This is a genomic window from Isoptericola sp. NPDC019571, assembly GCF_044389385.1.
GTDB classification, from domain to species: Bacteria; Actinomycetota; Actinomycetes; order Actinomycetales; family Cellulomonadaceae; genus Isoptericola; species Isoptericola nanjingensis.
The window spans coordinates 402,435-427,925 of the sequence record NZ_JBIRXZ010000001.1; the positions used below are offsets into that span (position 1 = coordinate 402,435).

General features: G+C 73.5%; 22 protein-coding genes. 16 read left to right on the plus strand and 6 right to left on the minus strand.

Features of this window, described 5'->3' with window-relative positions:
- Window positions 1–116 precede the first annotated feature (116 nt).
- On the plus strand, window positions 117–803 hold the full coding sequence (gene def / locus ACH443_RS01880) for a peptide deformylase (RefSeq protein ID WP_430589314.1): 687 nt from the start codon (window positions 117–119) through the stop codon (window positions 801–803).
- Between the two features lie 22 nt (window positions 804–825).
- On the opposite strand, the gene ACH443_RS01885 is transcribed toward def, so the two are convergent.
- Together ACH443_RS01885 and ACH443_RS01890 are read right to left on the minus strand one after the other, a co-directional pair.
- Window positions 826–2,118, minus strand: coding sequence for an ABC transporter substrate-binding protein (locus ACH443_RS01885; protein WP_430589315.1), 1,293 nt, complete (start codon window positions 2,116–2,118; stop codon window positions 826–828).
- 130 nt (window positions 2,119–2,248) lie between these two features.
- Window positions 2,249–2,830, minus strand: a complete 582-nt coding sequence (locus tag ACH443_RS01890; RefSeq protein WP_429765849.1) for an alpha/beta family hydrolase — start codon at window positions 2,828–2,830, stop codon at window positions 2,249–2,251.
- A gap of 493 nt (window positions 2,831–3,323) precedes the next feature.
- Here ACH443_RS01890 and ACH443_RS01895 point away from each other — a divergent pair, with 493 nt between their 5' ends.
- The 7 genes from ACH443_RS01895 to ACH443_RS01925 all read left to right on the plus strand — a co-directional run bounded on the left by ACH443_RS01895 (window position 3,324) and on the right by ACH443_RS01925 (window position 11,856).
- On the plus strand, window positions 3,324–3,947 hold the full coding sequence (locus ACH443_RS01895) for a pentapeptide repeat-containing protein (protein ID WP_429765848.1): 624 nt from the start codon (window positions 3,324–3,326) through the stop codon (window positions 3,945–3,947).
- A 192-nt stretch (window positions 3,948–4,139) separates the two neighbouring features.
- On the plus strand, window positions 4,140–5,156 hold the full coding sequence (locus ACH443_RS01900; RefSeq protein ID WP_430589316.1) for a family 43 glycosylhydrolase: 1,017 nt from the start codon (window positions 4,140–4,142) through the stop codon (window positions 5,154–5,156).
- Entirely contained in the window at window positions 5,156–6,478 is a 1,323-nt protein-coding gene (locus tag ACH443_RS01905; protein ID WP_429765845.1) for an oligosaccharide MFS transporter, read from the plus strand. Before ACH443_RS01900 ends, ACH443_RS01905 begins: the two co-directional genes overlap by 1 nt.
- Before the next feature lie 67 nt (window positions 6,479–6,545).
- Window positions 6,546–7,016, plus strand: coding sequence for a hypothetical protein (locus ACH443_RS01910; protein WP_429765844.1), 471 nt, complete (start codon window positions 6,546–6,548; stop codon window positions 7,014–7,016).
- A gap of 134 nt (window positions 7,017–7,150) precedes the next feature.
- Window positions 7,151–9,181, plus strand: a complete 2,031-nt coding sequence (locus ACH443_RS01915) for an ABC1 kinase family protein (protein ID WP_430556491.1) — start codon at window positions 7,151–7,153, stop codon at window positions 9,179–9,181.
- A gap of 28 nt (window positions 9,182–9,209) precedes the next feature.
- Entirely contained in the window at window positions 9,210–10,613 is a 1,404-nt protein-coding gene (locus ACH443_RS01920; protein WP_429765840.1) for a cystathionine beta-synthase, read from the plus strand.
- A 25-nt stretch (window positions 10,614–10,638) separates the two neighbouring features.
- Complete coding sequence (locus tag ACH443_RS01925) at window positions 10,639–11,856, plus strand: cystathionine gamma-synthase (protein ID WP_430589317.1); 1,218 nt, start codon at window positions 10,639–10,641, stop codon at window positions 11,854–11,856.
- An 18-nt stretch (window positions 11,857–11,874) separates the two neighbouring features.
- On the opposite strand, the gene ACH443_RS01930 is transcribed toward ACH443_RS01925, so the two are convergent.
- Together ACH443_RS01930 and ACH443_RS01935 are read right to left on the minus strand one after the other, a co-directional pair.
- Window positions 11,875–12,753: a universal stress protein gene (locus tag ACH443_RS01930; RefSeq protein ID WP_429765837.1), complete on the minus strand. Its 879-nt coding sequence runs from the start codon at window positions 12,751–12,753 to the stop codon at window positions 11,875–11,877.
- 119 nt (window positions 12,754–12,872) lie between these two features.
- A complete protein-coding gene (locus tag ACH443_RS01935) occupies window positions 12,873–13,559 on the minus strand; it encodes a hypothetical protein (RefSeq protein ID WP_430589318.1) in 687 nt (228 codons plus the stop codon).
- Between the two features lie 230 nt (window positions 13,560–13,789).
- Here ACH443_RS01935 and ACH443_RS01940 point away from each other — a divergent pair, with 230 nt between their 5' ends.
- From ACH443_RS01940 to ACH443_RS01965, 6 genes are all read left to right on the plus strand, one after another.
- Complete coding sequence (locus ACH443_RS01940) at window positions 13,790–16,357, plus strand: ATP-dependent Clp protease ATP-binding subunit (RefSeq protein ID WP_429765835.1); 2,568 nt, start codon at window positions 13,790–13,792, stop codon at window positions 16,355–16,357.
- 407 nt (window positions 16,358–16,764) lie between these two features.
- Entirely contained in the window at window positions 16,765–17,871 is a 1,107-nt protein-coding gene (locus tag ACH443_RS01945) for an ABC transporter substrate-binding protein (protein WP_430589319.1), read from the plus strand.
- The gene (locus ACH443_RS01950) at window positions 17,868–18,755 is read left to right on the plus strand and encodes an ABC transporter permease (RefSeq protein WP_430556494.1); all 888 of its coding nucleotides are present in this window, start codon (window positions 17,868–17,870) and stop codon (window positions 18,753–18,755) included. Before ACH443_RS01945 ends, ACH443_RS01950 begins: the two co-directional genes overlap by 4 nt.
- On the plus strand, window positions 18,731–19,519 hold the full coding sequence (locus ACH443_RS01955; protein ID WP_430556495.1) for an ABC transporter ATP-binding protein: 789 nt from the start codon (window positions 18,731–18,733) through the stop codon (window positions 19,517–19,519). Before ACH443_RS01950 ends, ACH443_RS01955 begins: the two co-directional genes overlap by 25 nt.
- Window positions 19,516–20,919, plus strand: a complete 1,404-nt coding sequence (locus ACH443_RS01960) for an LLM class flavin-dependent oxidoreductase (RefSeq protein ID WP_430589320.1) — start codon at window positions 19,516–19,518, stop codon at window positions 20,917–20,919. The genes ACH443_RS01955 and ACH443_RS01960 overlap by 4 nt, the downstream gene beginning before the upstream one ends.
- Window positions 20,916–22,016: an LLM class flavin-dependent oxidoreductase gene (locus tag ACH443_RS01965; protein WP_430556497.1), complete on the plus strand. Its 1,101-nt coding sequence runs from the start codon at window positions 20,916–20,918 to the stop codon at window positions 22,014–22,016. Before ACH443_RS01960 ends, ACH443_RS01965 begins: the two co-directional genes overlap by 4 nt.
- A 6-nt stretch (window positions 22,017–22,022) precedes the next feature.
- Here ACH443_RS01965 and ACH443_RS01970 read toward each other — a convergent pair whose 3' ends face one another.
- Both ACH443_RS01970 and ACH443_RS01975 read right to left on the minus strand, forming a co-directional pair.
- Entirely contained in the window at window positions 22,023–22,703 is a 681-nt protein-coding gene (locus tag ACH443_RS01970; protein WP_430589321.1) for an HAD hydrolase-like protein, read from the minus strand.
- A gap of 50 nt (window positions 22,704–22,753) precedes the next feature.
- The gene (locus ACH443_RS01975) at window positions 22,754–23,758 is read right to left on the minus strand and encodes an NAD-dependent epimerase/dehydratase family protein (RefSeq protein WP_430589322.1); all 1,005 of its coding nucleotides are present in this window, start codon (window positions 23,756–23,758) and stop codon (window positions 22,754–22,756) included.
- A gap of 160 nt (window positions 23,759–23,918) precedes the next feature.
- Between ACH443_RS01975 and ACH443_RS01980 the strand changes: the two genes are divergently transcribed.
- Complete coding sequence (locus ACH443_RS01980) at window positions 23,919–24,983, plus strand: TRAP transporter substrate-binding protein (protein ID WP_429765823.1); 1,065 nt, start codon at window positions 23,919–23,921, stop codon at window positions 24,981–24,983.
- Window positions 24,980–25,483 carry a TRAP transporter small permease gene (locus ACH443_RS01985; protein WP_429765821.1) on the plus strand — a complete coding sequence of 168 codons (504 nt, stop codon included), beginning with the start codon at window positions 24,980–24,982 and terminating at the stop codon, window positions 25,481–25,483. The genes ACH443_RS01980 and ACH443_RS01985 overlap by 4 nt, the downstream gene beginning before the upstream one ends.
- Window positions 25,484–25,491: the final 8 nt, after the last annotated feature.

The following is a 25,491-nucleotide window of genomic DNA, read 5'->3' on the forward strand; positions in this document are numbered from 1 at the left end:
CATGAGCGGATTCCTCCCGGACCGGGGTCCCCCTGGGGTATGACGCGCCTCCGGGGGACCCCGGAGGTCAGGCGGTGGGGGGCCCGGCCCTGCCGCCCTCGCCTAGGCTCTGTCCCATGGCTTGGAGCTTCGGTCGACGTCGGCCCACCACGTACCTGCTGGGGGAGCCGGCCGACCCGTACCCGGCCCAGGCGCCGGAGGCGGCGCGCGGCCGCGTGCTGCGGATCACCGAGATCGGCGAGCCCGTGCTGCACGCGCCGGCGGCGACGGTCGAGGAGTTCTCCACCCCGGAGCTCGCGCGCCTGATCGACGACATGTTCGCCACGATGGAGAACGCCGAGGGCGTGGGGCTGGCGGCGCCGCAGGTCGGCGTCGGGCTCCGGCTGTTCGTGTACGACGTCACGGACGAGCGCGGCGACCGGCACGTGGGGCACGTGGTCAACCCGGTGCTCGAGGTGGACGCGGACGCCGACCCCGAGACCGAGGACGAGGGCTGCCTGTCCGTGCCCGGCGCGTACGAGCCGCTGGAGCGGCCCGGCGCCGCCACCGTGCGGGGCGTGGACCAGCACGGCGGCCCTGTGCAGCTGTCGGGCCGCGGGTTCCTGGCACGCGCCTTCATCCACGAGGCGCAGCACCTGGACGGCACCCTGTACTGGGACCACCTGTCGCCCGACCTGCAGGCCGACGCCCTGCGCCAGCGCGACGAGGAGCGCCCGGACATCCTCGCCGGCCGGCACGAGCTCGCCGTCGAGCTGGGCAAGCGACCCGCCGAGTACCCGGAGAAGCCCGCGGGCGGCCGCTGAGCGACCGTCCGCGGGCGGTCGCTCAGCCCAGCATCCCCGGGGCGATGGAGAAGAACTCCTTGACGCCGTCGTCCAGGCTCGTGCTGCCGAACCCGATGTCCTGCGCGATGCGGGTGAACTCGACCTCCACGGCGCCGGCGCCCTCGGGCGGCGGCGGGGGAGTGTCGCCGGCCACCTCGGACAGCTGCGTCCAGTAGTCGAGGATCTCCTTGTCGAGCCCCTCCGGCTCGAGCGCGTCGAGCGCCGGCTGCGAGATGGGCGCACCGCGCGACAGGCCGAACTCCTTGCTCACGGCGGGGTCGTTGGCGATGAAGTCGATGAACTTCGCCGCCTCCTGCGGGTGCTCGCTGCTCGCCGACATCGACAGCTCCAGCGACGGCTTGAGGTAGAGCCCGCGGTTGCTCGCGTCGTCGGCCGGGGGGAGCGTCATCGCGAAGTCGCCGGCCGCGCTGCCCTCCGAGAAGCGGACGAGGAAGTTGTAGAAGCTCAGCTCGCTGGCCGTGATGCCTGAGCCGAGGGGGTCCGCGCCGTTGAGCTGCTCGGCCCGCTTGGGGTCGATGAACCCGCCGTCCTCGAACAGGGGCGTCGCTCGCTCCCACCAGGTCGCGAGGTCCGCCTCGGTGAAGCCGAGCGCCCCGTCGGCGGTGAACAGCGCCTTGCCCTGCTGCGCGAGCCAGATCTCGAACACCGTCCAGATCTGGGTGTACTGCACCGAGCCGCTCACCTGCGGGTCGGCGTCCGCGCCGGCCTTGCCGACCTGCGACAGGACCGCGTCGTACTCGTCCCACGTCAGGTCGCCGGTGGGCACGTCCACGCCCAGGTCCCCGAGCAGCCCGGTGTTGAAGAAGGTCGCGATGCCGCCCGTGCTGGTCGGGATGCCGACGATCTTCCCGTCCACCTTGGCGGCCGGCATGACCGTCTCGGGGAACGTGGAGATGTCGATCGTGCCGTCCTGCGTGAACTCGTCGAGGGGCGCGATCTGGCCGCTGCTGCCGTACTGCGACAGATAGGTCACGTCCATCTGGAACACGTCCGGCAGGCTGCCGCTCGCGGCCTCCGTGTTCCGGGAGGTCCAGTAGTCGGCGAACGACGCGTACGACGACTGGACGGTGACGTGCGGGTTCTTCTCCTCGTACAGGTCGATCGCCTTCTCGTACCGCTCGGCGCGCGACGCGTCGCCCCACCACGCGAAGGTGAGGGTGACGTCCTCACCGTCGCCGCCCGAGGCGTCGCCGCCGCTGCAGGCGCCGAGCGCGGCGACGGCGCCGACGGCGAGGAACGCGACGCCGGGGCGTCGGAGCTTTCTCGTGGACATGAGGGCCTCCTTGCACACATGTGCCGTCGGTCGACGGTCGTGACGTGTCAGATGCTGGCAGGCCGACGGTCGTGCCGAGCGCGAGCGGACAAAAGCGCGCATCGGTGGACATGCGAGCGGGAGGGGACGGTCAGAGCGTGCGCGCCCAGTCCGCGACGGCGGCCGCGACGTCGTCGTCCTTGCCCCGGACGTCGTGCGCGCCGGGCAGGATGACGGCCGTGACGGGACCGGGGATGGCCGCGGCGTGCTCGGCCAGCTCGTCGGGGCTCCCGAACGGGTCGCGGTCGCCGGAGACGAACAGCACCGGCACCGCGAGGTCGGGGAAGTGGTCGACGCGCAGCTTCTCGGGCTTGCCCGGCGGGTGCAGCGGATAGCTGAGCAGCACCAGCCCTGCGGCGGGCAGGCCCTCGGCCACCGCCATCGAGCACATCCGCCCGCCGTACGAGCGGCCGCCCAGCAGGAGCGCGTCGGTCCCGACGCCGAGCGACCCGGCGAACCGTTCCGCCTCGGCCCGCAGGTGCGCGACGGCGACGGGAGGCCGGTCCGGCATCCGCTTGCCCGCCAGCCGGTACGGGAAGTCCAGACGCTCCGTGGGCAGCGGCGGGTCGAGCGCGGCCAGCCGCCGCTCCACCGCCACGAGCGTGTGGTGGTCGCGGCTCGCGCCCGCGCCGGGCGTCAGGACCAGGCCTCGGGGCGTCGTCGTGTCGGGCACGGGTCCAGTGTCACCCGCGCCGCCGAGGGACCACCCGTCCACCGCGGGGGAGCACGGGACCTGCCGAGGTAGTACGGGACCTGCCGAGGTAGTACGGAACCCCGCGAGGTAGTACCGGACCTGCCGAGGTAGTACGGAACCCCGCGAGGTAGTACCGGACCTGCCGAGGTAGTACGGAACCCCGTGAGGTAGTACTGGTGCCCGCGAGGTAGTCCCGGGCGGGCCGTGCCGTGCGCGCGATGTCGGACCGAGACGCGCGGTCAGGTACTACCTCGCCGGTTCCGGTACTACCTCGCCGGTTCCGGTACTACCTCGGCAGGTCAGGTACTTCCTCGCCGGTTCCGGTACTACCTCGGCGGGTCCGGTGCTACCTCGGCGGGTCCGGTGCTACCTCGGCAGGTCCGGTACTACCTCGCCGACTCGGGTGCTACCTCGCGGAGGCCCCTGGCCGGCTCGTGCAGGGGGTGTCGCCGGGGCGGGCTAGCGTGCGGGGATGAGCGACGTCGAGCGGGGGCCCGTACCGGACGCGATCGAGCCGGGCAGCACCGTGCGGGGAGAGGACTGGTACGGCCGGGACCTGTCCGGCGGCACCTTCGAGCGGGTGGAGCTCGTGGAGGTCGACCTCACCGAGGTGACGGCCACCGGCGCCACCTTCGTGGAGTGCACGTTCCGCGGTGCGCGGTTCAACGCCTCGGTGTGGCGCGAGACCGCGTTCACGGGGTGCACGTTCAGCCGCACCAACCTGTTCGACGCGTCGTTCGAGGGCTGCAAGCTCGTGGGTTCGCGCTTCGACGACTGCCGCTTCGACCTGCTGCGGGCGGAGCGCGGCGACTGGTCCTTCGTCACGCTGCGGCGGGCGGCGATGGACGGCGTCCACCTCGAGGGCCTGCGGATGCGCGAGGCCGACCTCGACGGGGCGCGGCTGGCCGGTGCCACCGTGATCGGGGTGGACCTGTCCGGCGCGGAGCTGGGCGACGTCGACCTGCGCGGCGCCGTCCTGCGGGGCACGGACCTCTCGGCGCTGGACCCGCGTGCGGCGCGCCTGACCGGTGCGGTGATCGACCACGCCCAGGCCGTGGTCCTCGCCGAGTCGCTGGGGCTCGTCGTCACGCCCTGAGCCGCCTCGGGCCCGCGCGACGCGTGGGCCTCGTCACACCGCGCTCCCCTTCGTCCAGGTCATGGAGCCGTTGTCGGCGCCGACGTCGCGGACGTCACTCCGGTCACTGGTTTACATCGTTTACATTCTTGGTGGAGCAGCGCTCGATGCGCTCTGCCGGACCAGTGCAGGACACCGGAGGATGAGACACCAATGACGGACCAGGTCACGGTCAACCCGATCGTGCTGCAGCGCGCCGACCCGTGCGTGCTCCGGCACGAGGGGACCTACTACTTCACGGGCTCGCACCCCCGGTACGACCGCATCGTGCTCCGGCGCGCCGACCGCCTCGAGGACCTGCAGAAGGCCGAGGAGGTGACCGTCTGGGAGCGGCACGCCACCGGGCCGCAGTCGCAGCTCGTCTGGGCGCCCGAGATCCACCGCGTGCACGGCGCCTGGTACATCTACTACGCCGCCGCCCCCGTGGACCACGGCACCGTGGACGCGCCGAGCGAGAACGAGACGTTCAACCACCGCGTCTTCGTGCTGGAGAACACCGCCGACGACCCCTTCGAGGGGGAGTGGGTGGAACGTGGCCAGGTCGACACCGGCTGGGAGTCGTTCGCCCTGGACGCCACGAGCTTCGTGCTCGGCGGCGAGCAGTACCTCGTCTGGGCGCAGCAGGACCTCACGGTGCGCGGCCACTCCAACCTGTACATCGCCCGCATGGCGAACCCGTGGACGCTCGCGACCCCGGCCGTCGAGCTGACCCGTCCCGAGTTCGACTGGGAGACCAAGGGCTTCTGGGTCAACGAGGGCCCGTCCGTCCTCGTGCGCGGCGGCCGCGTGTTCCTCACCTACTCCGGCGCCGCCACGGGCATCGACTACGCGATGGGCCTGCTCACCGCCGACGCCGACGCCGACCTCCTCGACCCGGCGTCGTGGACCAAGAGCACCGAGCCCGTGTTCGTCAGCGACCCGTCCGCGGGCCAGTACGGGCCCGGCCACAACTCGTTCACCGAGACGCCCGACGGCGACGCCGTCCTCGTCTACCACGCACGCACCTACACCGAGATCTCCGGCGACCCGCTGTGGGACCCGAACCGCCACGCCCGCGCGCAGGTGCTGCCCTTCGACGCCGACGGCGACCCCGTGTGGGGCACGCCGGTGCCCGACACCCGCCCCACCCCCACCTCGACCGAGGTCCTCCCCGCTGACGGAGCGTTCTGATGAGCACCACCACCGCGACGCCCGACGGCGCCACCGCCACGCCTCGCGCCCGCGACTCCCTGAAGAAGCTCGCGTTCTGGAACTTCGGCGGGCTGTTCTTCTTCTACTTCGCCATCTGGCAGCTCGTGATGACGTTCCTCGCGCCCTGGCTCGAGGAGCAGCTGGGGATGTCGTCGGGCAACATCGGCCTCCTCCAGTCGATGATGGCGCTCACGGCCCTGTGCCTGCAGCCGTTCTACGGCTACATCCAGGACCGGCTCGGGTTCCGCAAGAACCTGTTCGCGTTCGTCGTCGTCATGGGCGCGCTCATGGGCCCCTTCTTCGCGTTCGTCTTCCCGGCGATCGTGGACGCCAACCAGGTGCTGGGCGCGCTCGTCGGCGGCGTCTTCCTGTCGCTGGTGCTCAACTCGGGCGTCGGCGTGGTGGAGGCGTTCAACGAGCGCAACTCCCGGGCCAACGGGTTCGAGTACGGGCACGTGCGGCTCTTCGGCTCGCTGGCCGGCGCGACGGCGTCGCTCGTGGGCGGCTTCATCTGGGCGGCCAACCCTGACAACATCTGGTGGGTCGGCACGTTCTCCGCGATCGTCCTCGGGGCGCTGCTGTTCGCAGCCCGCACGCCGAAGGCGGACTCCGCGGCGCAGGCCCAGGTGGCCGCCGAGACCAAGGAGCGGCCGAAGGTCAGCAAGGACACGCTCAAGCACCTGCTGCGCGACCGCTCGTTCGTCGGCTTCATGGTGCTGATGTTCGGCACGGCCGCGCTCTACGACGTCTTCGACGGGCAGTACGCGATCTACTTCGGCCACCACGTGACCGGCTCGGGCGACCCGCAGGTGCTGTTCTCCCGCGTCGTGTTCGTGCAGATCCTGCTCGAGGCCGCCGTCATGGTGGCGATGCCGTTCATCATCAACAAGATCGGCGCCAAGCGGGGCCTGCAGATCTTCGCCCTCGTCCTCGTGGTCCGCGTGGTGGGCTCGGCCCTCTTCACGTCGACCGAGATGCTCATCGTGTGGCGCCTGCTGGCCTCGATCGAGATGCCGCTGATGCTGGTCTCGGTGATGAAGTACATCACCCGCATGTTCGACGTCCGGATCTCCGCCACCGCCTACATGGTCGGCTTCAACACGGCCAAGCAGGTCGGCGTCTTCATCTTCTCGTGGGTCTTCGGCCTGTCGTACGACGCGATCGGGTTCTCCTCGTCCTACCTCGTCATGGGGGCCGTGGCCCTGGCCGTCCTCGTCGTCGCGAGCTTCCTGATGCGCAACGACAAGGGGCGCCCCGACCCCGTGGGCCCCGCCGCCGAGCCGGCCGCCCTCCCCGCCTGACCGGGTCCGACCTGTTCGGCGTCGGCGGCGGCGGGCGGCAGAGGCCTGGCGGTGCCAGGGTGGGCGCATGACCGCACCGCTCGTCGTCCGCTCGCTGGCGCTGGGGGTGGCCGCGGGGTCGCGCGCGACGCTCGGCGTCGCCGGCCCGCTGCTCGGCCCGGTGCCGGCGCACCGGCCGCCCACGCACCGCCTCCGCCGACCGGCCACGCTGCCGCGCCTGCTCGCGGGGCTCGCCGTCGCCGGCGAGCTCGTGGGCGACAAGCTGCCCACGACCCCGAGCCGCCTCGACCCGCCCGGGCCCGACGTCCGGGCGGCGAGCGGCGCCACCGGCGGGCTGCTGCTGGCGCTCCGGCACCACGCCCCGGCGCCGTCGGTCGTGGCGGCGATCGTCGCCGGGGCGGCGGGAGGCGTCGTCGGCACCGGCGCGGGGGCGGCGTGGCGCGCCGCCGTCGCGCGCCGCGGCTGGCCGGACCTGCCCGCCGCGCTCGCCGAGGACGCCGTCGCCCTCACCCTCGCCACCTGGGCCACCCGCGCCTGACCCGCCCCGATGTCGACCATGCGGCGGCGCACGTCCTCCGCCATGAGAACGTGCGCCACCGCATGTTCGGCACGACGGGCCGGGGCCGGGTCCGGAAGAGTGGGCGCCATGGTGCGGGTGACGACGGGGCGGTCATGGACGCGGTAGGCGGCGTGGTGGGCGCGATCTTCGCGTTCGTGTCGACGGTGGCGATGCTGGCGCTGCTCGCCTGGACGGCGCGGCGGGTGATGGGCGCGCCGGTCGGCTGGGTCAGGGCAGGGCTCGTCTCGCTGGTGGCGATCTCGGTCGCGTCGGCGGCGCTCACCAGCGGGCTGCGCGCGGCGGGCTGGTGGAGCGGCGACGGCGCGCTGGAGGTCGACCCGTGGGTCGCTCTCGTCGGGATCGTCCTCGTCTTCTGCTGGGCGTTCGTGCTGGGCCTGTGCGTGCTGCTCGTGCTGGAGCTGCTGGTGCCCACGGGCACGCTGCCCACCCCCTGGCGCGCCGCCCGGCGGCTGCGGCAGGGGCGCCGCGAGACGCGCCGGTACGCGCAGGTCGTGGCGATCGGCGTCCGGCACGGCCTCGGCGGCGCGTTCGGCCGGAACCGGCGCGACGGCGCGACGTCGCGATCGGACGTCCGCCGCCTCGCGGTCGGGCTGCGCGACACCCTGTCCGACGCGGGCGTCACGTTCGTGAAGTTCGGCCAGATGCTCTCCACCCGGCGCGACCTGCTGCCCGACGCCGTCACCGAGACCCTCGCGACGCTGCAGAGCGACGTGCCGCCGGCGCCGTGGGACCAGGTGGAGGCCGTCGTCGAGCGGTCGCTCGGGCGCCCCGTGGCGGAGGTCTTCGGGTCCTTCGACCCGCAGCCGCTCGCCTCCGCGTCGGTAGGGCAGGTGCACGCCGCTCGCCTGCTCGACGGACGCGACGTGGTGGTGAAGGTGCTGCGCCCCGGCGCCCGCGAGCAGGTCGCCGTCGACCTCGCGATCCTCGGCCGGCTCGCCCGGCGCCTCGAGCGGGACACGGCGTGGGGCCGCAGCCTCGGCGTCGTCGCGCTGGCCGACGGCTTCGCCGCGTCGCTGCGTGAGGAGCTCGACTACGCCGTCGAGGCGGAGAACACGCGCGCTCTGCGCACCGCGCTGGACGTCGTGACGCACGACGGCGCGTCGTCGGGCCCGCTGGTCGTCGTGCCGCAGGTGGTCGACGGGCCGTCGAGCGACACGCTGCTGGTGCTGGAGCGCCTGGACGGCACGCCGGTCGGCCAGGCCCGGGAGGTGCTGGCCGGGCTCGACGACAGGGCGCGCGCCGCGCTCGCCGACCGGCTGCTGCGCGCCGCGCTCGACCAGCTGCTCGTGGCGGGCACGTTCCACGCCGACCTGCACCCGGGCAACGTGCTCGTGCTGGCCGACGGTGGCCTCGGCCTGCTCGACATGGGGTCGGTCGGGAGGCTCGGCGAGCCCGAGCGCATCGCCCTCGGCGCGCTGCTGCTGGCGATCGACGGCGACGACGCGATCGCCGCCACCGACGCCCTGCTCGAGCTGCTCGACGCGCCGCCCGGGCTCGACGCGCGCCGCCTCGAGCGCGAGGTCGGCCGGCTGGTGCTCCGGTTCCGGGCGGGAGCGGGGGCGGGCGCGGCGTTCGCCGGCCTGGTCCGGGTCGTGACGTCGGCCGGCATGGCGGTGCCGCCGCAGGTCGCGGCCGCGTTCCGCACCTTCGCGTCGCTGGAGGGCACGCTCGACCTGCTCAGTCCCGGCTACGACCTGGTGGCCGGCGCCCGCGACCACGGCCGGCCCCTGCTGCACCGGCTCGTCACGCCGGAGGCCGTGCGCCGGAAGGCCACGCAGCAGCTCCTCGGCTTCGCGCCCGAGCTGGAGCGGCTGCCCCGCCGCGTGACCCGCCTCGTCCGGGACCTGGAGGAGGGACGGTTCACCGTCACCGTGCGCGCGTTCTCCGACCCCGCCGACCGGGCGTTCCTGTCCGGCCTGGTGCAGCAGGTCATCATGACCCTCGTGGCCGTGGGCGCCGTCGTCGGCGCGGTGGTGCTGTTCGTCGCCGACGGCGGCCCGATGCTCGCTCCGCAGCTGCCGTGGTTCACGGTGCTCGGCGCCGCGCTGGGCTTCGTCGGCACCGTGCTCGCGGTGCGGGTGCTCGTCGTGGCGTTCCGCGGCACCACGCGGGACCGGTGGTGAAAGCCCCACGGAGGGGCATGATCGGCTCATGAGATACGCGGAGCACATCTCGGAGCTCGTCGGGCACACCCCGCTCGTGCGGCTCACCCGTGTCACGGACGGCCTCAGCGCGACGATCCTCGCCAAGGTCGAGTACGTGAACCCCGGCGGGTCGGTCAAGGACCGCATCGCGCTGAAGATGGTCGAGGCGGCGGAGGCGTCCGGGGAGCTGCGGCCCGGCGGCACGATCGTCGAGCCGACGTCGGGCAACACCGGCGTGGGCCTCGCGCTCGTCGCGCAGCGGAAGGGCTACGACTGCGTCTTCGTCTGCCCGGACAAGGTGAGCGAGGACAAGCGCGACGTGCTGCGGGCGTACGGCGCGCGCGTCGTCGTGACGCCGACCGCCGTCCCGCCCGACCACCCCGACTCCTACTACTCGGTCTCCGACCGGCTCGTGCAGGAGATCGACGGGGCCTGGAAGCCGAACCAGTACGCCAACCCGAATGGCCCGCTGTCGCACTACGAGTCCACCGGGCCCGAGGTGTGGACGGACACCGACGGCCGCGTGACCCACTTCGTCGCGGGCGTCGGCACGGGCGGCACGATCACCGGCACCGGCCGCTACCTCAAGGAGGTCTCGGCGGAGCGGGCCGACGGCGGCCCCGTGCGGGTCGTCGGCGCCGACCCGGCGGGCTCGGTCTACTCCGGCGGCGACGGCCGGCCGTACCTGGTGGAGGGCGTCGGCGAGGACTTCTGGCCGGGCGCCTACGACCCGACCGTGCCGGACGAGGTCATCGCCGTCACCGACGCGGACTCCTTCGCCATGACGCGCCGGCTCGCGCGCGAGGAGGGCCTGCTCGTGGGCGGGTCGTGCGGGATGGCGGTGGAGGCGGCGCTGCGGCTCGCGCGCCGGCTCGAGGACGAGGACGCGGCGGCCGCGGCGGAGGCCGTGATCGTCGTCCTGCTGCCCGACGGCGGTCGCGGCTACCTGTCGAAGATCTTCTCCGACACGTGGATGCGGTCGTACGGGTTCCTGCCCGACGAGGAGGGCGTCACCGCGGGCGACGTCCTGCGGGCCAAGGACGGGCGGCTGCCCGACCTGGTGCACACCCATCCCAGCGAGACGGTGCGCGACGCCATCGAGATCCTGCGGGAGTACGGCGTCTCGCAGATGCCCGTCGTCGGGGCGGAGCCGCCCGTGAAGATCGGCGAGGTCGCGGGGTCGGTCACCGAGCGCGCGCTGCTCGACGCCGTGTTCTCCGGCCGCGCCACCCTCGCCGACCGTGTCGACGCGCACATGGAGGCCCGCCTGCCGCTCATCGGCGCCGGCGAGGGCGTGGAGGCCGTGCGCGCCGCGCTCACCGACGCCGACGCGCTGCTCGTCGTCGAGGACGGCGACCCCGTCGGCGTCCTCACCCGCCACGACCTCCTCGGGTTCGTCGCGGGCCGGTGACCACGCTCGTGCGTAGTCTGACCGGGTGAGCAACAGCGAGCACAACGACTGGACCCGCACCGGCTTCTCGACCCGCGCCATCCACGCGGGCCAGGACCCGGACCCGACGACGGGCGCCGTCGTGCCGCCGATCCACCAGGTCTCCACGTACAAGCAGGACGGCGTGGGCGGCCTGCGCGGCGGGTACGAGTACTCCCGCTCCGCCAACCCGACGCGCACCGCGCTGGAGGAGGCGCTCGCGGCGGCGGAGTCCGGGGGCCTGGACCCGGCGCAGGGCTTCGCGTTCGCCTCCGGCCTGGCGGCGGAGGACACGCTGCTGCGCGCGGTGCTGCGCCCGGGCGACCACGTGATCGTGCCCGACGACGCGTACGGCGGCACGTACCGGCTCATCGCTCGGGTCTTCGGGCCGTGGGGGATCGCGCACACCCCGGTCGACCTCTCGGACGTCGAGGCGGTCCGGGCCGCGGTCCTGCCCGAGACCAGGGTGCTGTGGGTCGAGACGCCGACCAACCCGCTGCTCGGCATCAGCGACGTCGCGGCGCTCGCCGGCGTCGCGCGGGACGCCGGCGCGCTGCTCGTCGTCGACAACACCTTCGCCACCCCGTACCTGCAGCAGCCGCTCGCGCTCGGCGCGGACGTCGTCGTGCACTCGACGACCAAGTACATCGGCGGGCACAGCGACGTCGTCGGGGGAGCGCTCGTCGTCGCGGCGGGCGCGGTGCTGCCGGGCGGGCTCGAGTCGCCCGCGGGCGGCACGGACGTGGCGGGCGCCGTCGGCTTCCACCAGAACTCGTCGGGGGCCGTCGCGGGACCGTTCGACGCGTGGCTGACGCTGCGCGGGCTCAAGACGCTCGCGGTCCGGATGGACCGCCACCAGGCCAACGCGGCCGCGGTCGCGGCCTTCCTCGTCGACCACCCGGCCGTGACCGAGGTGCTCTACCCGGGCCTCGCGTCGCACCCGGGGCACGACGTCGCCGCCCGCCAGATGACCGGGTTCGGCGGCATGGTGTCGTTCCGGGCGGGCAGCGAGGCGAAGGCTCTCGACGTGTGCGCGCGCACGCAGGTGTTCACGCTCGCGGAGTCCCTGGGCGGGGTGGAGTCCCTGGTCGAGCACCCGGGGCGCATGACGCACGGCTCGGTCGCGGGCACGTCGCTCGAGGTGCCCGACGACCTCGTCCGCCTGTCCGTCGGGATCGAGGACGTCGAAGACCTGGTCGCCGACCTCGGGCAGGCGCTCGCCTGACGAGGGCGGGTACGGCGGTCAGCCGCGGACGACGGTGACGGGGCAGGGCGCGAAGTCGAGCACCTGCCGGCTGACCGAGCCGAGCAGCAGCCGGTCGAAGCCGCCGAGGCCGCGCGCCCCGACGACGAGCCGCTCGGCGCCCTGCGCCGCGAGCACGAGCTGCTTGGCGGCCTGGCCGTGCACCACCCGGCGGGTCAGCCGCTCGGGCGGCAGCGTCACGCCGGCCGCCCGTACCGCCTCGGCGAGCGAGTCGGCCGCGAACTTCTCGTAGTCGTCGACGGGCGGCGCCCAGCCCCACGACCCCGGCAGCGGGGCCAGCGTCGTGATCTGCCACGCGAAGACGGCGTCGATCGACGCCCCCGTGCGGCCCGCGACCTCGCACGCGTGCCGCAGCGCGGCGACGCTCGGGGCGGACGTGTCGACGCCGACGACGATGCGCGGCGCCGCCTCGGCGGGCACGTCGTCCTCCGGGGCGCCGTCGGGGTTGCCGTGGCGCACCACCGTGACGGGGACGACGGCGTGCTCCACGACCGTCGTCGACACCGAGCCCAGCACGGCCCGGCCGAGCCGGCCCCGCCGGCGGCGGCCGAGGACCAGCATGTCGGCGTCGGCGCCGAGCTCGAGCAGCCGGTCGGCCGCCGGGCCGGGGAGGGCCGAGACCGTCCCGTCGACGTCGACCCCCGTGCGGGCGCGGGCCGCGTCGAGCAGCCCCTGCGCCTCCTCGCGCACCGGGGCGAGCGCCGCCTCGTGCGCGGCGGCGTCGGCGCCCTTCCCGGCGCCCGCGTCGACCATGACCAGCGTGAGCGGCACGGCGGCCGCGGCGGCCTCCCGCAGCGCCCAGTCCAGCGCCTCGTCCGACTCGACCGAACCGTTGACCCCGACCACGATGCCGCGCATCGGCCACCCCGACTCTCTCGTCGTGCGTCCGCCGCCCCCGCCACGACCCGCGGGACGGCCCTGGCTTGCAGCATAGGTCGGGCGTCGTCGCCCGTCAGGGCGAGGTCACGGGACGTCGATCACGCGCCGCCGTCAGCACGACGTCGGCCCGACAGGAGGGCGTCGACGGGCCGGGTCACGACCGCCACCCGGTCGACGAGGTCGGCGGGGCCCGTGACCACGAGGGCGCGGTCGGCCGCCGCCACGTACACGGCGGTGGTCTCGCGGGCGGTGACGCGCACGCAGCCCGCGTCGTCGCCGTCCACGACGAACGTCCCCGTCGTCAGCGGGGCCTCGTCGACCTCGGCGACGAGGGCCCGCATGGCGCTGCGGTAGTCCTGGAACGAGTCCGCGAAGTCCGACCCGTCGTCCGCCGCGGCCTCGTCCCCGCCGTCGGACGGCGCGGCCTCGACAGGCGCGGCGATGTCGGCGTGCAGGGGTGCGGCGAGGGCGCCGCTGCACGCGGCGCGGACGACGTCCTCGACGTCGGCGTCCGCGACCCGGGTGCGCAGGGTCTCGACCTCCAGCGCCTCACCCGTGAACGACCGGTAGGCGCGCACGAACCGCTCGGACGTCGGGTCGTCGGAGTCGGCGGGCCCGGTGAGCGACTGGTCCTCCAGGTCGAGGCCCCAGGTCAGCGGGTCGTGCACCTCGCCGAGGACACCGGAGAACTGCGCCAGCCGCGCGTCGTCACCGTTCCAGGCCCGCCGGCCCGCGTCGTGGCCCGCCCCGCCCGTGGCTCCAGGCTGCTGCTCGATCTCGTCCATCGGTACCCCCTGGGTGGAACCTCTGCGGCGACCTCCGCGGCGGCGACCGCCTTTCCCCGAGCCTGGACCGCCTCGCCCGCGGCTGGCAATCCGGCACGCCGTCACGCCCCTGGCGAACATGGGCTTACCGAGGGGTGTCGGCGAGTTGGGAGCGCATAGAGTCGTAGCGGTCAGGCTGTAGCCGTCAATCCGACGGGGTGCAGGTAACGCCGCTCGTGAGGGAGCAGCACATGTTCGAGAGATTCACCGACCGAGCCCGTCGGGTGGTCGTCCTTGCTCAGGAAGAGGCAAGGATGCTCAACCACAACTACATCGGCACCGAGCACATCCTGCTCGGACTCATCCACGAGGGTGAGGGCGTCGCCGCGAAGGCCCTGGAGTCGCTGGGGATCTCGCTCGACGGCGTCCGCACCCAGGTCACCGAGATCATCGGCGAGGGCCAGCAGGCCCCGAGCGGGCACATCCCGTTCACGCCGCGCGCCAAGAAGGTGCTGGAGCTGTCGCTCCGCGAGGCGCTGCAGCTCGGTCACAACTACATCGGCACCGAGCACATCCTGCTCGGCCTCATCCGCGAGGGCGAGGGCGTCGCCGCCCAGGTCCTCACGAAGATGGGCGCCGACCTGAACAAGGTGCGCCAGCAGGTCATCCAGCTGCTGAGCGGCTACCAGGGCAAGGAGCCCGTGGCCGCCGGCGGCCCGCAGGAGGGGCAGCCGTCCGGCTCCGCCGTCCTCGACCAGTTCGGCCGCAACCTCACCCAGGCCGCGCGCGAGGGCAAGCTCGACCCGGTCATCGGCCGCTCGACGGAGATCGAGCGCGTCATGCAGGTGCTGAGCCGCCGCACCAAGAACAACCCGGTGCTGATCGGCGAGCCGGGCGTCGGCAAGACGGCCGTCGTCGAGGGCCTCGCCCAGGACATCGTGCGCGGCGACGTGCCGGAGACGCTGAAGGACAAGCAGCTCTACACGCTGGACCTCGGCGCCCTGGTCGCCGGCTCCCGCTACCGCGGTGACTTCGAGGAGCGCCTCAAGAAGGTGCTCAAGGAGATCCGCACCCGCGGCGACATCATCCTGTTCATCGACGAGATCCACACCCTCGTCGGGGCGGGCGCCGCCGAGGGCGCGATCGACGCGGCGAGCATCCTCAAGCCGATGCTGGCCCGCGGCGAGCTGCAGACGATCGGCGCCACGACGCTCGACGAGTACCGCAAGTACGTCGAGAAGGACCCGGCCCTGGAGCGCCGCTTCCAGCCGATCCAGGTCAACGAGCCGTCGCTCGAGCACGCCATCGAGATCCTCAAGGGTCTGCGCGACCGCTACGAGGCGCACCACCGCGTGTCCATCACGGACTCCGCGCTGGTCTCCGCCGCGCAGCTCGCCGACCGGTACATCAACGACCGGTACCTGCCGGACAAGGCGATCGACCTGATCGACGAGGCGGGCGCGCGCCTGCGCATCCGCCGCATGACGGCGCCGCCGGAGCTCAAGGCCCTGGACGAGGAGATCGCCGAGGCGCGCCGGGACAAGGAGTCGGCGATCGACGAGCAGGACTTCGAGAAGGCCGCCGGGCTGCGGGACAAGGAGAAGCAGCTCACCGCCCAGCGCGCCGACAAGGAGAAGGCCTGGAAGTCGGGCGACCTCGACTCCGTCGCGGAGGTCGACGACGAGCTCATCGCCGAGGTGCTGGCGATGTCGACCGGCATCCCGGTCGTCAAGCTCACCGAGGAGGAGTCCAGCAAGCTCCTGCACATGGAGGACGAGCTGCACAAGCGCGTCGTCGGGCAGAACACGGCCATCAAGGCGCTGTCCCAGGCGATCCGTCGCACGCGTGCCGGGCTCAAGGACCCGAAGCGACCCGGTGGCTCGTTCATCTTCGCCGGCCCCACGGGCGTCGGGAAGACGGAGCTGGCCAAGGCGCTCGCCGAGTTCCTCTTCGGGGACGAGGACGCGCTGATCCAGCTCGACATGTCCGAGTTCTCGGAGAAGCACACCGTGTCGCGGCTGTTCGGCTCGCCCCCCGGGTACGTCGGTTACGACGAGGGCGGCCAGCTCACGGAGAAGGTGCGGCGCAAGCCGTTCTCGGTTGTCCTGTTCGACGAGGTCGAGAAGGCCCACGCGGACATCTTCAACTCGCTGCTGCAGGTGCTCGAGGACGGTCGCCTGACCGACTCGCAGGGCCGGGTGGTCGACTTCAAGAACACCGTGATCATCATGACCACCAACCTCGGCACGCGGGACATCGCCAAGGGCGTCCAGACCGGCTTCAACGCCGGCGGCGACCTGGTGACCTCCTACGAGCGCATGAAGGCGAAGGTCAACGAGGAGCTCAAGCAGCACTTCCGGCCGGAGTTCCTCAACCGCGTCGACGACGTGGTGGTCTTCCCGCAGCTCTCGCAGGACGAGATCATCGAGATCGTCGACCTGGAGATCGCCAAGCTGGACAAGCGTCTGCGCGACCGGGACATGGCCATCGAGCTCACGCCCGCCGCGAAGAACCTGCTGGCGGAGAAGGGCTACGACCCGGTGCTCGGCGCCCGTCCGCTGAAGCGGGCGATCCAGCGGGAGATCGAGGACACGTTGTCCGAGAAGATCCTGTTCGGCGAGCTCAAGGCCGGCGACCTCGTGCTGGTCGACGGCGCGGGCGAGGGCATCCTCGGGGAGTTCAGCTTCCGCGGGGTCCCCAAGAGCGAGCACGAGCGCGGGCCGGTCACGGTCGGCGCGGCGGCGGCGCTCGACGCCCCCACCGGCGTCTCGGTGCACGACCTGCCCCCGACCGGGCAGATGCAGGCCGGCGCGGAGTGACGCGCTGAGCCCACCGACCTGACGGTCGACGACGAAGGCCCCGGACCCCCTCACAGGGTCCGGGGCCTTCGTCGTGCCCGCGGGCGTCGGGGGCGACGTCTTGAATTCTGGTCCCGCATCGTGAGACTTTCCGGGGAACTCTCGCGCGGGGCTCGCGCGGCGCCTACCTTCCCCGCCATGCACGCCGACACGAACGGACTCCGGTCCCCGGGCACCCGCGCCGCGGGGGCCGTCGAGCCGTGCGCCCGCCGGGGCTGTCGGCCCTGTCGCCGCTGTCGCCGCTGACCCGACGCACGCCGTCGCCTCCGCCTTCCCGGCAGCAGAACCCGCTCGAGACCACCGCCCCGTCCGCCGTCGCGCGGTCGGGTGACGTGGCGTACCCCCGCACGCCCCGAGAGGACCCCGCCATGCCCCGAACGATCCCCTTCCACCGCGCCCGCGGTGCCCGACGGACGGCAGCCGCCGTCGTCGGCCTCGTCGGACTGCTCGGCACCGCCGGCTGCGTCGCCGACGCCGCCGCGGACGGCCCGGGCGGCACGCTCGCCGCCTCCGACCCGCTGCCGTCCGCGGTGCCGGACGGCACGACGCTCGTCGTCGGCGACCCGACCACCGAGGTCGCGCTCGAGCTGGCCGGCGACGAGATCGAGCACGACTTCTCGTTCGACCTGGAGTGGGCCAACCTGTCCGGCGGCCCGCAGACCATCGAGGCGTTCCGCGCCGAGTCGCTCGACGTCGGCGCCGTGGCTGACATCCCGCCCATCCACGCGACGTGGACCGGCGTACCGGTGTCGATCATCGCGACCCAGTACCGGGAGAACTGGCAGGAGGCGCCGATCTACGAGCTCGCCGGGCGACCCGGCATCGCGCTCGGCTCCCTCGACGACCTGGCCGGCAAGCGGATCGCGTTCAGCCCCGGCCAGGCGCAGGGCGCGCTGGTGCTCAAGGCGCTGGCCGCGGCCGGCCTCACCCAGGACGACGTGGAGCTCGTCGAGCTGCCCAGCACCGGCGACGTGTACTCCACCGCGCTGGCAGCGGGAGAGGTCGACGTCGCCCCGCTGGGCGGCACGCAGCTGTTCCGCTACCTCACCAAGTACGAGGCCGACGGCGCGCAGTCGGTCAAGCACGGCCTGCGCGACGACGCCGGCCACCTGTACGCGCCGAAGGCCGTGCTCGAGGACCCGGCCAAGGCCGCCGCGCTCGACGAGTACGTCGAGGTGTGGGCCAAGGCGAAGGTGTGGGTCGCCGCGCACCCCGAGGAGTGGAAGCAGGGGTACTACGTCGAGCACGAGGGCCTGACCGAGGAGGACGCCCAGTACCTCACGGACCACGCGGCCGTGCCCGACATCCCTGCCGACCTCACCGACGGCATCGCCCGCACGCAGGAGACGGTCGACCTGCTCGCCGAGGAGCTGGGCGAGGACCCGCTCGACGCCGCCGACCTCTTCGACCAGCGGTTCGTCGCGGCGCAGACCGCCGGCGTCGAGGCCCAGGGCGGGGCGGAGGACGACCGATGACCGCCGTCGGCACCATCACCAGGGCGGGCACCGCGCCCCGCACGTCTCCGGGCGCGGCACAGATCGCCGGCGCCCGGCCCCAGGCACGGCCCGACGTCCGCCCCGCTGGTCGGCGGCTCGGGCTGGGCCGCCCGATCCCCGCGGCCGGGCTGCTCGGCGTCGTCGTCCTGGTCGGCGTGTGGGTGGCCGGCTCCGCCACCGGCCTCATCGACCAGCGGGTGCTCAGCGCCCCGTGGACCGTCGTCACGACCGCCGGCGACCTGATCGCCAAGGGCGACCTGCAGGAGAACCTGGGCGTCTCGCTGACCCGCGCGGCCCTCGGCCTGGCGTGGGGCGTCGCGGCGGGCGTCGTGCTGGCGCTCGCCTCCGGCCTGAGCCGGGTGGGCGACGCGCTGCTCGACGGCCCGATCCAGGTCAAGCGGGCCATCCCGAACCTCGCCCTGCTGCCGCTGCTCATCCTGTGGTTCGGCATCGGCGAGCCGATGAAGGTCATCACCATCGCGCTCGGGGTGTTCATCCCGATCTACGTGCACACGCACAACGGGCTGCGCTCCATCGACTCCCGGTACGTCGAGCTGGCCGAGACGGTGCGGCTGGGCCGGCCGCAGTTCGTGCGTCGCGTGGTGCTGCCGGGCGCGCTGCCCGGCTTCCTGCTCGGCCTGCGGTTCGCCGTCACGGGCTCCCTGCTGTCGCTGGTCGTCGTCGAGCAGGTCAACGCCACCGCGGGCATCGGCTACATGATGGAGCTCGCCCGCACCTACGGCCAGACCGAGGTCATCATCGTCGGCCTCGTGGTCTACGGCGTCCTCGGGTTCACCGCCGACGCCGCCGTCCGGTTGCTGCAGAGGAGGGCGCTCGCATGGCGACGCACGCTGGAGGACTGAGCGCCACGCCGGCCGCGACCGGCACGGACGTCGTCGCCGGGGCGCCCGCCGTCGCCGTGCGCGGCCTGGTGCGCGCGTACGGCGAGGAGCGGGTGCTCGACGACCTCGACCTGGAGCTCGCGCCGGGGGAGTTCGTCGCGATCCTGGGCCGCAGCGGCTCGGGCAAGTCGACGCTGCTGCGGGCGCTCGCGGGTCTGGACCACGGCGTCGCGGGCGCCGGCGAGGTGCGCGTGCCCGACCAGGTGTCCGTCGTGTTCCAGGACTCCCGGCTGCTGCCGTGGGCGCGGGTCCTCGACAACGTGGTGCTGGGCCTGGACGGCGTGGGCCGCCGGGACGCCCGCGACGCGGGCCGGGCCGCGCTCGCCGAGGTCGGCCTGGCCGGCCGGGAGCGGGCGTGGCCGAACGAGCTGTCCGGCGGCGAGCAGCAGCGCGTGTCGCTGGCCCGCTCGCTCGTGCGCTCGCCCCAGCTGCTGCTGGCCGACGAGCCGTTCGGCGCCCTCGACGCCCTCACCCGCATCCGTATGCACGAGCTGCTGCGCGACCTGTACGACCGGCACCGGCCCGCGGTCCTGCTCGTGACGCACGACGTCGACGAGGCGATCGTGCTCGCCGACCGCGTCGTCGTCCTCGACCGCGGCCGCATCGCCGTCGAGCGCCGCATCGACCTCGACGGGGCGCGGGACGCCGCCGATCCCCGCTTCGCCGCCATCCGCACCGAGCTGCTCGACGCCCTCGGCGTCGAGCGGAAGGACGTGACCGCATGACCCGCACCGCCGGCCGCGACGGCCACCGCCCCGGACCGTTCCACCTCAACGCGTTCCTCATGAGCACCGGCCACCACGAGGCGTCGTGGCGGCTGCCGGAGAGCTCCCCGGAGCACACGTCCACCAACATCGCCTACCTGCAGCGGCTGGCCCGCACGGCGGAGGAGGGGCTGCTCGACTCCGTCTTCTTCGCCGACGGCCCCGGCCTGCGCAGCGACGTCGGACGCCGCCCCGCCGGGTCGTTGGACCCGCTGATCGTGCTCACCGCGCTGGCGGCCGCCACGGAGCGCATCGGGCTCATCGCGACGGCGTCCACCACCTACAACTCCCCGTACAACCTGGCCCGGCGGTTCGCGTCGATCGACATCGTCTCGGGTGGCCGCGCCGGGTGGAACGTCGTGACGACGGCCGGGCCCGACATCGCGCGCAACTTCGGCCTCGACGACCAGCCCGCGCACGCCGTGCGCTACGAGCGCGCCGCGGAGTTCCTCGACGTCGCGGCCAAGCTCTGGGACTCGTGGGACGACGACGCCGTGCTCGGCGACAAGGAGCAGGGCGTCTGGGCGGACGCGGCGAAGATCCACGCGGCCCGGCACGTCGGCGAGCACTTCTCCGTCGCGGGCGCGCTCACCACCCCGAGGACGCCGCAGGCACGACCGCTCATCGTGCAGGCCGGGTCGTCGGAGGACGGCAAGGGGCTCGCGGCGCGGTACGCCGAGGCGGTCTTCACCGCGCACCAGACGCTCGACGACGCCCGGGCGTTCTACGCCGACCTCAAGGCCCGGACCGTCGCGGCCGGCCGCGACGCCGACGGGATCAAGATCCTGCCGGGCCTCGTCCCCGTGCTCGGGTCGACGGAGGCCGAGGCCCTCGCGGCCGAGCGTGAGCTCGACGAGCTCATCGTGCCCGAGTACGCGCGCCGCCAGCTCGCCGCGACCCTGCGCGTCGACCCCGACGACCTCCCGCTGGACCGGCAGCTGCCCGCCGACCTGCCCGACGAGGAGGAGATCGAGGGCGCCAAGAGCCGGTACACGCTGATCGTGGAGCTCGCGCGGCGCGAGCGGCTGACCGTCCGCGAGCTGATCGGCCGCCTGGGCGGCGGCCGCGGGCACCGCACGCTGGCCGGCACGCCCGAGCAGGTCGCCGACGCCCTCCAGGACTGGTACGACGCCGAGGCGGCGGACGGCTTCAACATCATGCCCGCCGTGCTGCCGCGCGGGCTGGAGGAGTTCACGGCGCACGTCGTGCCGATCCTTCAGGCGCGCGGCCTGTTCCGCACCGCCTACGAGGGCACCACGCTGCGCGAGCACTACGGGCTGGAGCGGCCGGCGAGCCGCTACTCGTCGTCGGGCGCGTCGGTCGAGGCCGTCGAGCTGGCGACCGCGGGGGTGGGGGCATGAGCGCCGACGTCCTCTGGTACATCCCCAACCAGGTGCGCGCCGGCCACCGCGGCGACGTCGTCACGGCGGACCACAACAGCCTGGACACGCTCACCGAGCAAGCCCGCGCGCTCGAGGAGCACGGCTGGGACGGCGCGCTGCTCGGCACCGGCTGGGGCCGCCCGGACACCTTCACCGTCGCGGCGGCGCTCGCCGCCCGCACGACGACGTTCAACCCGCTGGTCGCGATCCGGCCCGGCTACTGGCAGCCGGCGCATTTGGCGTCGGCGGCCGCCACGCTCGACCACCTCACCGGCGGGCGCGTCCGGATCAACATCGTGTCCGGGCAGGACGGCGTCGCGCAGTACGGCGACACGGTCACCGACCGGGCGGCGCGGTACGGGCGGACCCGCGAGTTCCTGCAGCTGGTGCGCCGGCTGTGGACGCAGGACGCCGTGACGTACGAGGGCGAGCACTACCGGGCGGACACGGCCTCGCTGCCCCTCAAGCCGGTGGTCCGCGAGGGGCGCGCGCACCCGACGCTCTACTTCGGCGGCGCGTCGCCGGAGGCGGAGGAGGTGGCGGCCGCCGAGGCCGATGTGCAGCTCTTCTGGGGCGAGCCGTTGGACGGCGTCGCCGAGCGGATCGACCGGCTGCGCGCGCTGAGCGAGCGGGTCGGCCGGGAGCACGCGCCGCTGCAGTTCGGGCTGCGCGTCACCACCTTCGTCCGCGACACCACCGACGAGGCCTGGCGCGACGCCGAGGCCAAGGTGGCGCAGCTCGCCGCGTCGTCCGGGGCGCAGGGGTGGCGGCGCGACGCCGACCACCGTGACGCCGATCATCGAGCGGCGGACCGGCCCGTCGCCGTGGGGCAGCAGCGCCTGCTCGACCTCGCCGCCCGCGGCGACGTGCTCGACGAGAACCTGTACACCGCCCCCGCCCGGGCCGGCGGCGGCGGCGCCGGGACCACGTGGCTCGTGGGCTCGCCGTCCGACGTCGCGAAGTCCCTGCGCCGCTACCAGGACCTCGGCGTCACGCACTTCGTGCTCTCCGACACCCCGTACCTGGAGGAGATCCGCCGCCAGGGCGAGCAGCTGCTGCCCCTGCTCCGCGACTGACGACTCTCAGGAGAGCCGGGCCAGGACGGTGTCGGTGAGGTCGGCGACGTCGTCCACCAGGGCGACGGCACCGGCGTCGACGAGCTCGCCGGGCGCGGCGTACCCCCAGGTGACGCCGACGCAGCGGATGCCGTGCTCGGCGGCGCCGTGCACGTCGTGCTCGCGGTCGCCGACCATGAGCGCCGGCCCCTCGGCCGGGTCGGCGGGGGAGGTGCGGCCGAGGGACGCGAGGGCCTGGGCGATCACCGTGGCCTTGGTCGACGTGCCCTCGTCGAGCGGGGCTCCGAAGACGCCGTCGACCAGCTCCGTGATCCCGTACCGGTCGCAGATGGGCTTCGCGTACACCTCGGGCTTGGACGTCGCGACGGCGAGCGTGCAGCCGGCGGCCCGCAGCGCGCGCAGCACCTCGGGGATGCCGTCGAACACCCGGTTGTCGTACATGCCGCCGGCGGCGTACGCCTCGCGGTACGCGCGCACCGCAGCGTCCACGCGGTCGGCGGGGACGCCGTGCGCGGGGAACGTGTCGGTGATCGGCGGGCCGACGAACGAGCGCAGCGTGGCGTCGTCGGGGACGGGCAGCCCGAGGGCGCCGTAGGCGTGGCGGATGCCCGCGACGATGCCGGGGGCGGAGTCGGTGAGCGTGCCGTCGAGGTCGAGCAGGACGAGCGGGGAGGGGGAGCGGGTCACCCCGGCAGGGTACGTGCCGGGGTGCCCGCGCCGGTGCCGGTGCCCGGGCGTCAGACGGCGCGCGCGTGCGCGACCAGGCGGTCGAACGCGGCGTCGAGGGCGTCGTCCACCCGCTGCGCCTCCGGGTGCGCGTCGTGCCAGGCGATCTGCTCGACGGCGGCCTGGTCGTAGGTGATCGTCGTGCCGAACTCGGGCACCAGGGCGCGCAGCTTGGCGCAGTCGAACACCATCGAGTGGGCCTTGTCGCCCAGCAGCCCGGGCCCGACGTCGGGCAGCGCGCGGGCGATCGTCTCGGACGCGACGTGCACGAGCTCGGGCTCGTCGACGCCCGCGGCGGCCGCGAGCCACCGGTAGACCTGGTCCCACGTCGGGGCGTGCGTCCCCATGATCTGGAACGCGTCGCCCACGGCGGCGGGGTGGCCGAGCAGGCCCACGAACCCGACCGCGAAGTCCTCCGTGTGGGTCAGCGTCCACAGCGAGGTGCCGTCGCCGTGCACGACGACGGGCTTCCCGGCGCGCAGCCGGGCGACGTCGGTCCAGCCGCCCGTGGTGGGCAGCAGCGTGCGGTCGTAGGTGTGCGACGGGCGCACGATCGTCGCCGGGAAGCCGCGGTCGCGCCAGGCCCGCACGAGGACGTCCTCGCCGGCGATCTTGTCCCGCGAGTACTGCCAGAAGGGGTTGCGCAGCGGCGTGGACTCCGTGACGGGCAGGCGCTCCGGCGGCGTCTGGTAGGCCGACGCGGAGGAGACGAAGACGTACTGGCCGACCCGTCCGGTGAAGCGCTCGACGTCGTGCGCCACGTGGTCCGGCCGGAACGCGCGGAACTGCGCGACGACGTCGAACTCCCGGCCCGCGAGGGCGGCGTCGACGGCGTCGTCGTCGGTCACGTCGGCCACGAGCGTCTCGACCTCCGGCGGCAGCGGCCGCGTCGTCGAGGTGCCGCGGTTGAGGACCGTGACGCGGTGCCCGAGGGCGGCGGCGCGGGTGACGCTCGCGGCGCTGATCACGCCGGAGCCGCCGATGAACAGGACGTCCTGAGGGCTGCGGATGCTCATGGGTCCATCGTGCCCGCCTCGCGGCCGCGAGGCCTCCGTCGGGCCCGCGGTTTGACAGGCAGCCCCGGCAACTGGTTCCGTACTGCAGAACTGAGTTCCGTGTGACGGACCATGAGGCACCGGGGGTGCCTCGCTCGACGAGGAGCAGAAGGAGGGGGCGATGAGGCTCAGACAGCTGGCCGCAGCAGGGGCTGCGGCGCTCGTGGCGGTGACGCTGACCGCCTGCGGCGCGGGGTTCACGACCGCGACGGCGGGGGGCGCGGCGTCCGACGGCGCGGGCGCACCGGAGGCGGACCGGGTCTTCAAGGTGGCGTTCAACCAGAACGCCGACCAGCCCGAGGCCGTGGCGATGACCCACCTGGGGGAGCGGCTCGCGGAGCGGACCGACGGCCGCTACTCGGTGGAGGTGTACCCGAACGAGACGCTCGGCGCGCAGAAGGACACCGTGGAGCTGGTGCAGTCCGGCGCGGTGGACCTCGCGCTGGTCGCCGGGTCGCTGCTGGAGAACATCAACGCGGACTTCGTGGCGCTGAACATGCCGTACGTCTACGACTCGCAGGCGCACCAGGAGGCCGTGCTCAACGACCCCGCGATCACCGGTGACCTGTACTCCTCGCTCGAGGAGCAGAACATCCGCGTGCTGGGGGGATTCTCCGCCGGCGTGCGCAGCGTCTACACGTCGGCGCACCCGATCGAGACGCCCGAGGACCTCGCCGGCCTCAAGATCCGCGTCATGGAGACCGACACCAACAGCCGGATGATGGACCTCATGGGCGGCGTCGGCACGCCCATGGGCCAGGGCGAGGTGTACACGGCCATCCAGTCGGGCGTCATCGACGGCGGCGAGAACAACGAGTCGATCTACCGCAACCTCAAGCACGACGAGGTCGCGCCGTACTACTCGTACACGAACCACCTCATGATCCCGGACTACCTCATCACCAACCCGGCCACCTTCGACGCCATGTCCGAGGCCGACCGCGCCGTGTTCCTCGAGGAGCTCCAGGCGGCCTACGACGAGTCGAGCCGCCTCACGACCGAGGTCATGACGGAGAGTCAGCAGGCCGCCGAGGAGGCGGGCGCCGAGTTCAGCTCGCCCGACGTCGCGCCGTTCCGCGAGGCCGTCGCCCCGCTGCTCGACGAGAAGCTCACCACGCCCACGTCGCGCGAGCTCTACGACCGCACGCGCGCCGTCGCGGAGCAGATGGCGGAGGAGGAGCGATGACCCGCGTCAAGAACGGGCTCGACGTCGTGCTGCGCTGGCTGTGCGTGCTGCTCCTGGGCGCGCTCGTGCTGGTCGTGGCGTGGCAGGTCTTCACCCGCCAGGTGCTGTCGGCGCCCAGCGTGTGGTCCGAGGAGCTCGCCAAGTACCTGTTCGTGTGGCTCAGCTTCTTCGGCACCGCCCTCGTGTTCGGCGAGCGCGGGCACATCGCCGTCGACTTCCTGGTGCGCAGGGCGCCCGAGCGCCTGCAGCGCGCGGCCGCCGTCCTCAGCCAGGTCGTGACGTTCGCGTTCGCCGCGCTGGTGCTCGTCTACGGCGGCTGGCAGCTCGCCCAGCTCACCTGGACCCAGGACGTGCCCAGCCTCCCGCTGATGGTCGGCTGGCTCTACCTGGTGCTCCCGGTCTCGGGCGTGCTCGTGCTCTTCTATACCGTCTACCACCTGGTGGCCGTCGTGCGTGGCGTGGAGAACGCCACGACCGACGGCGAGCCGGACGCAGTCTGAGGGGGCTC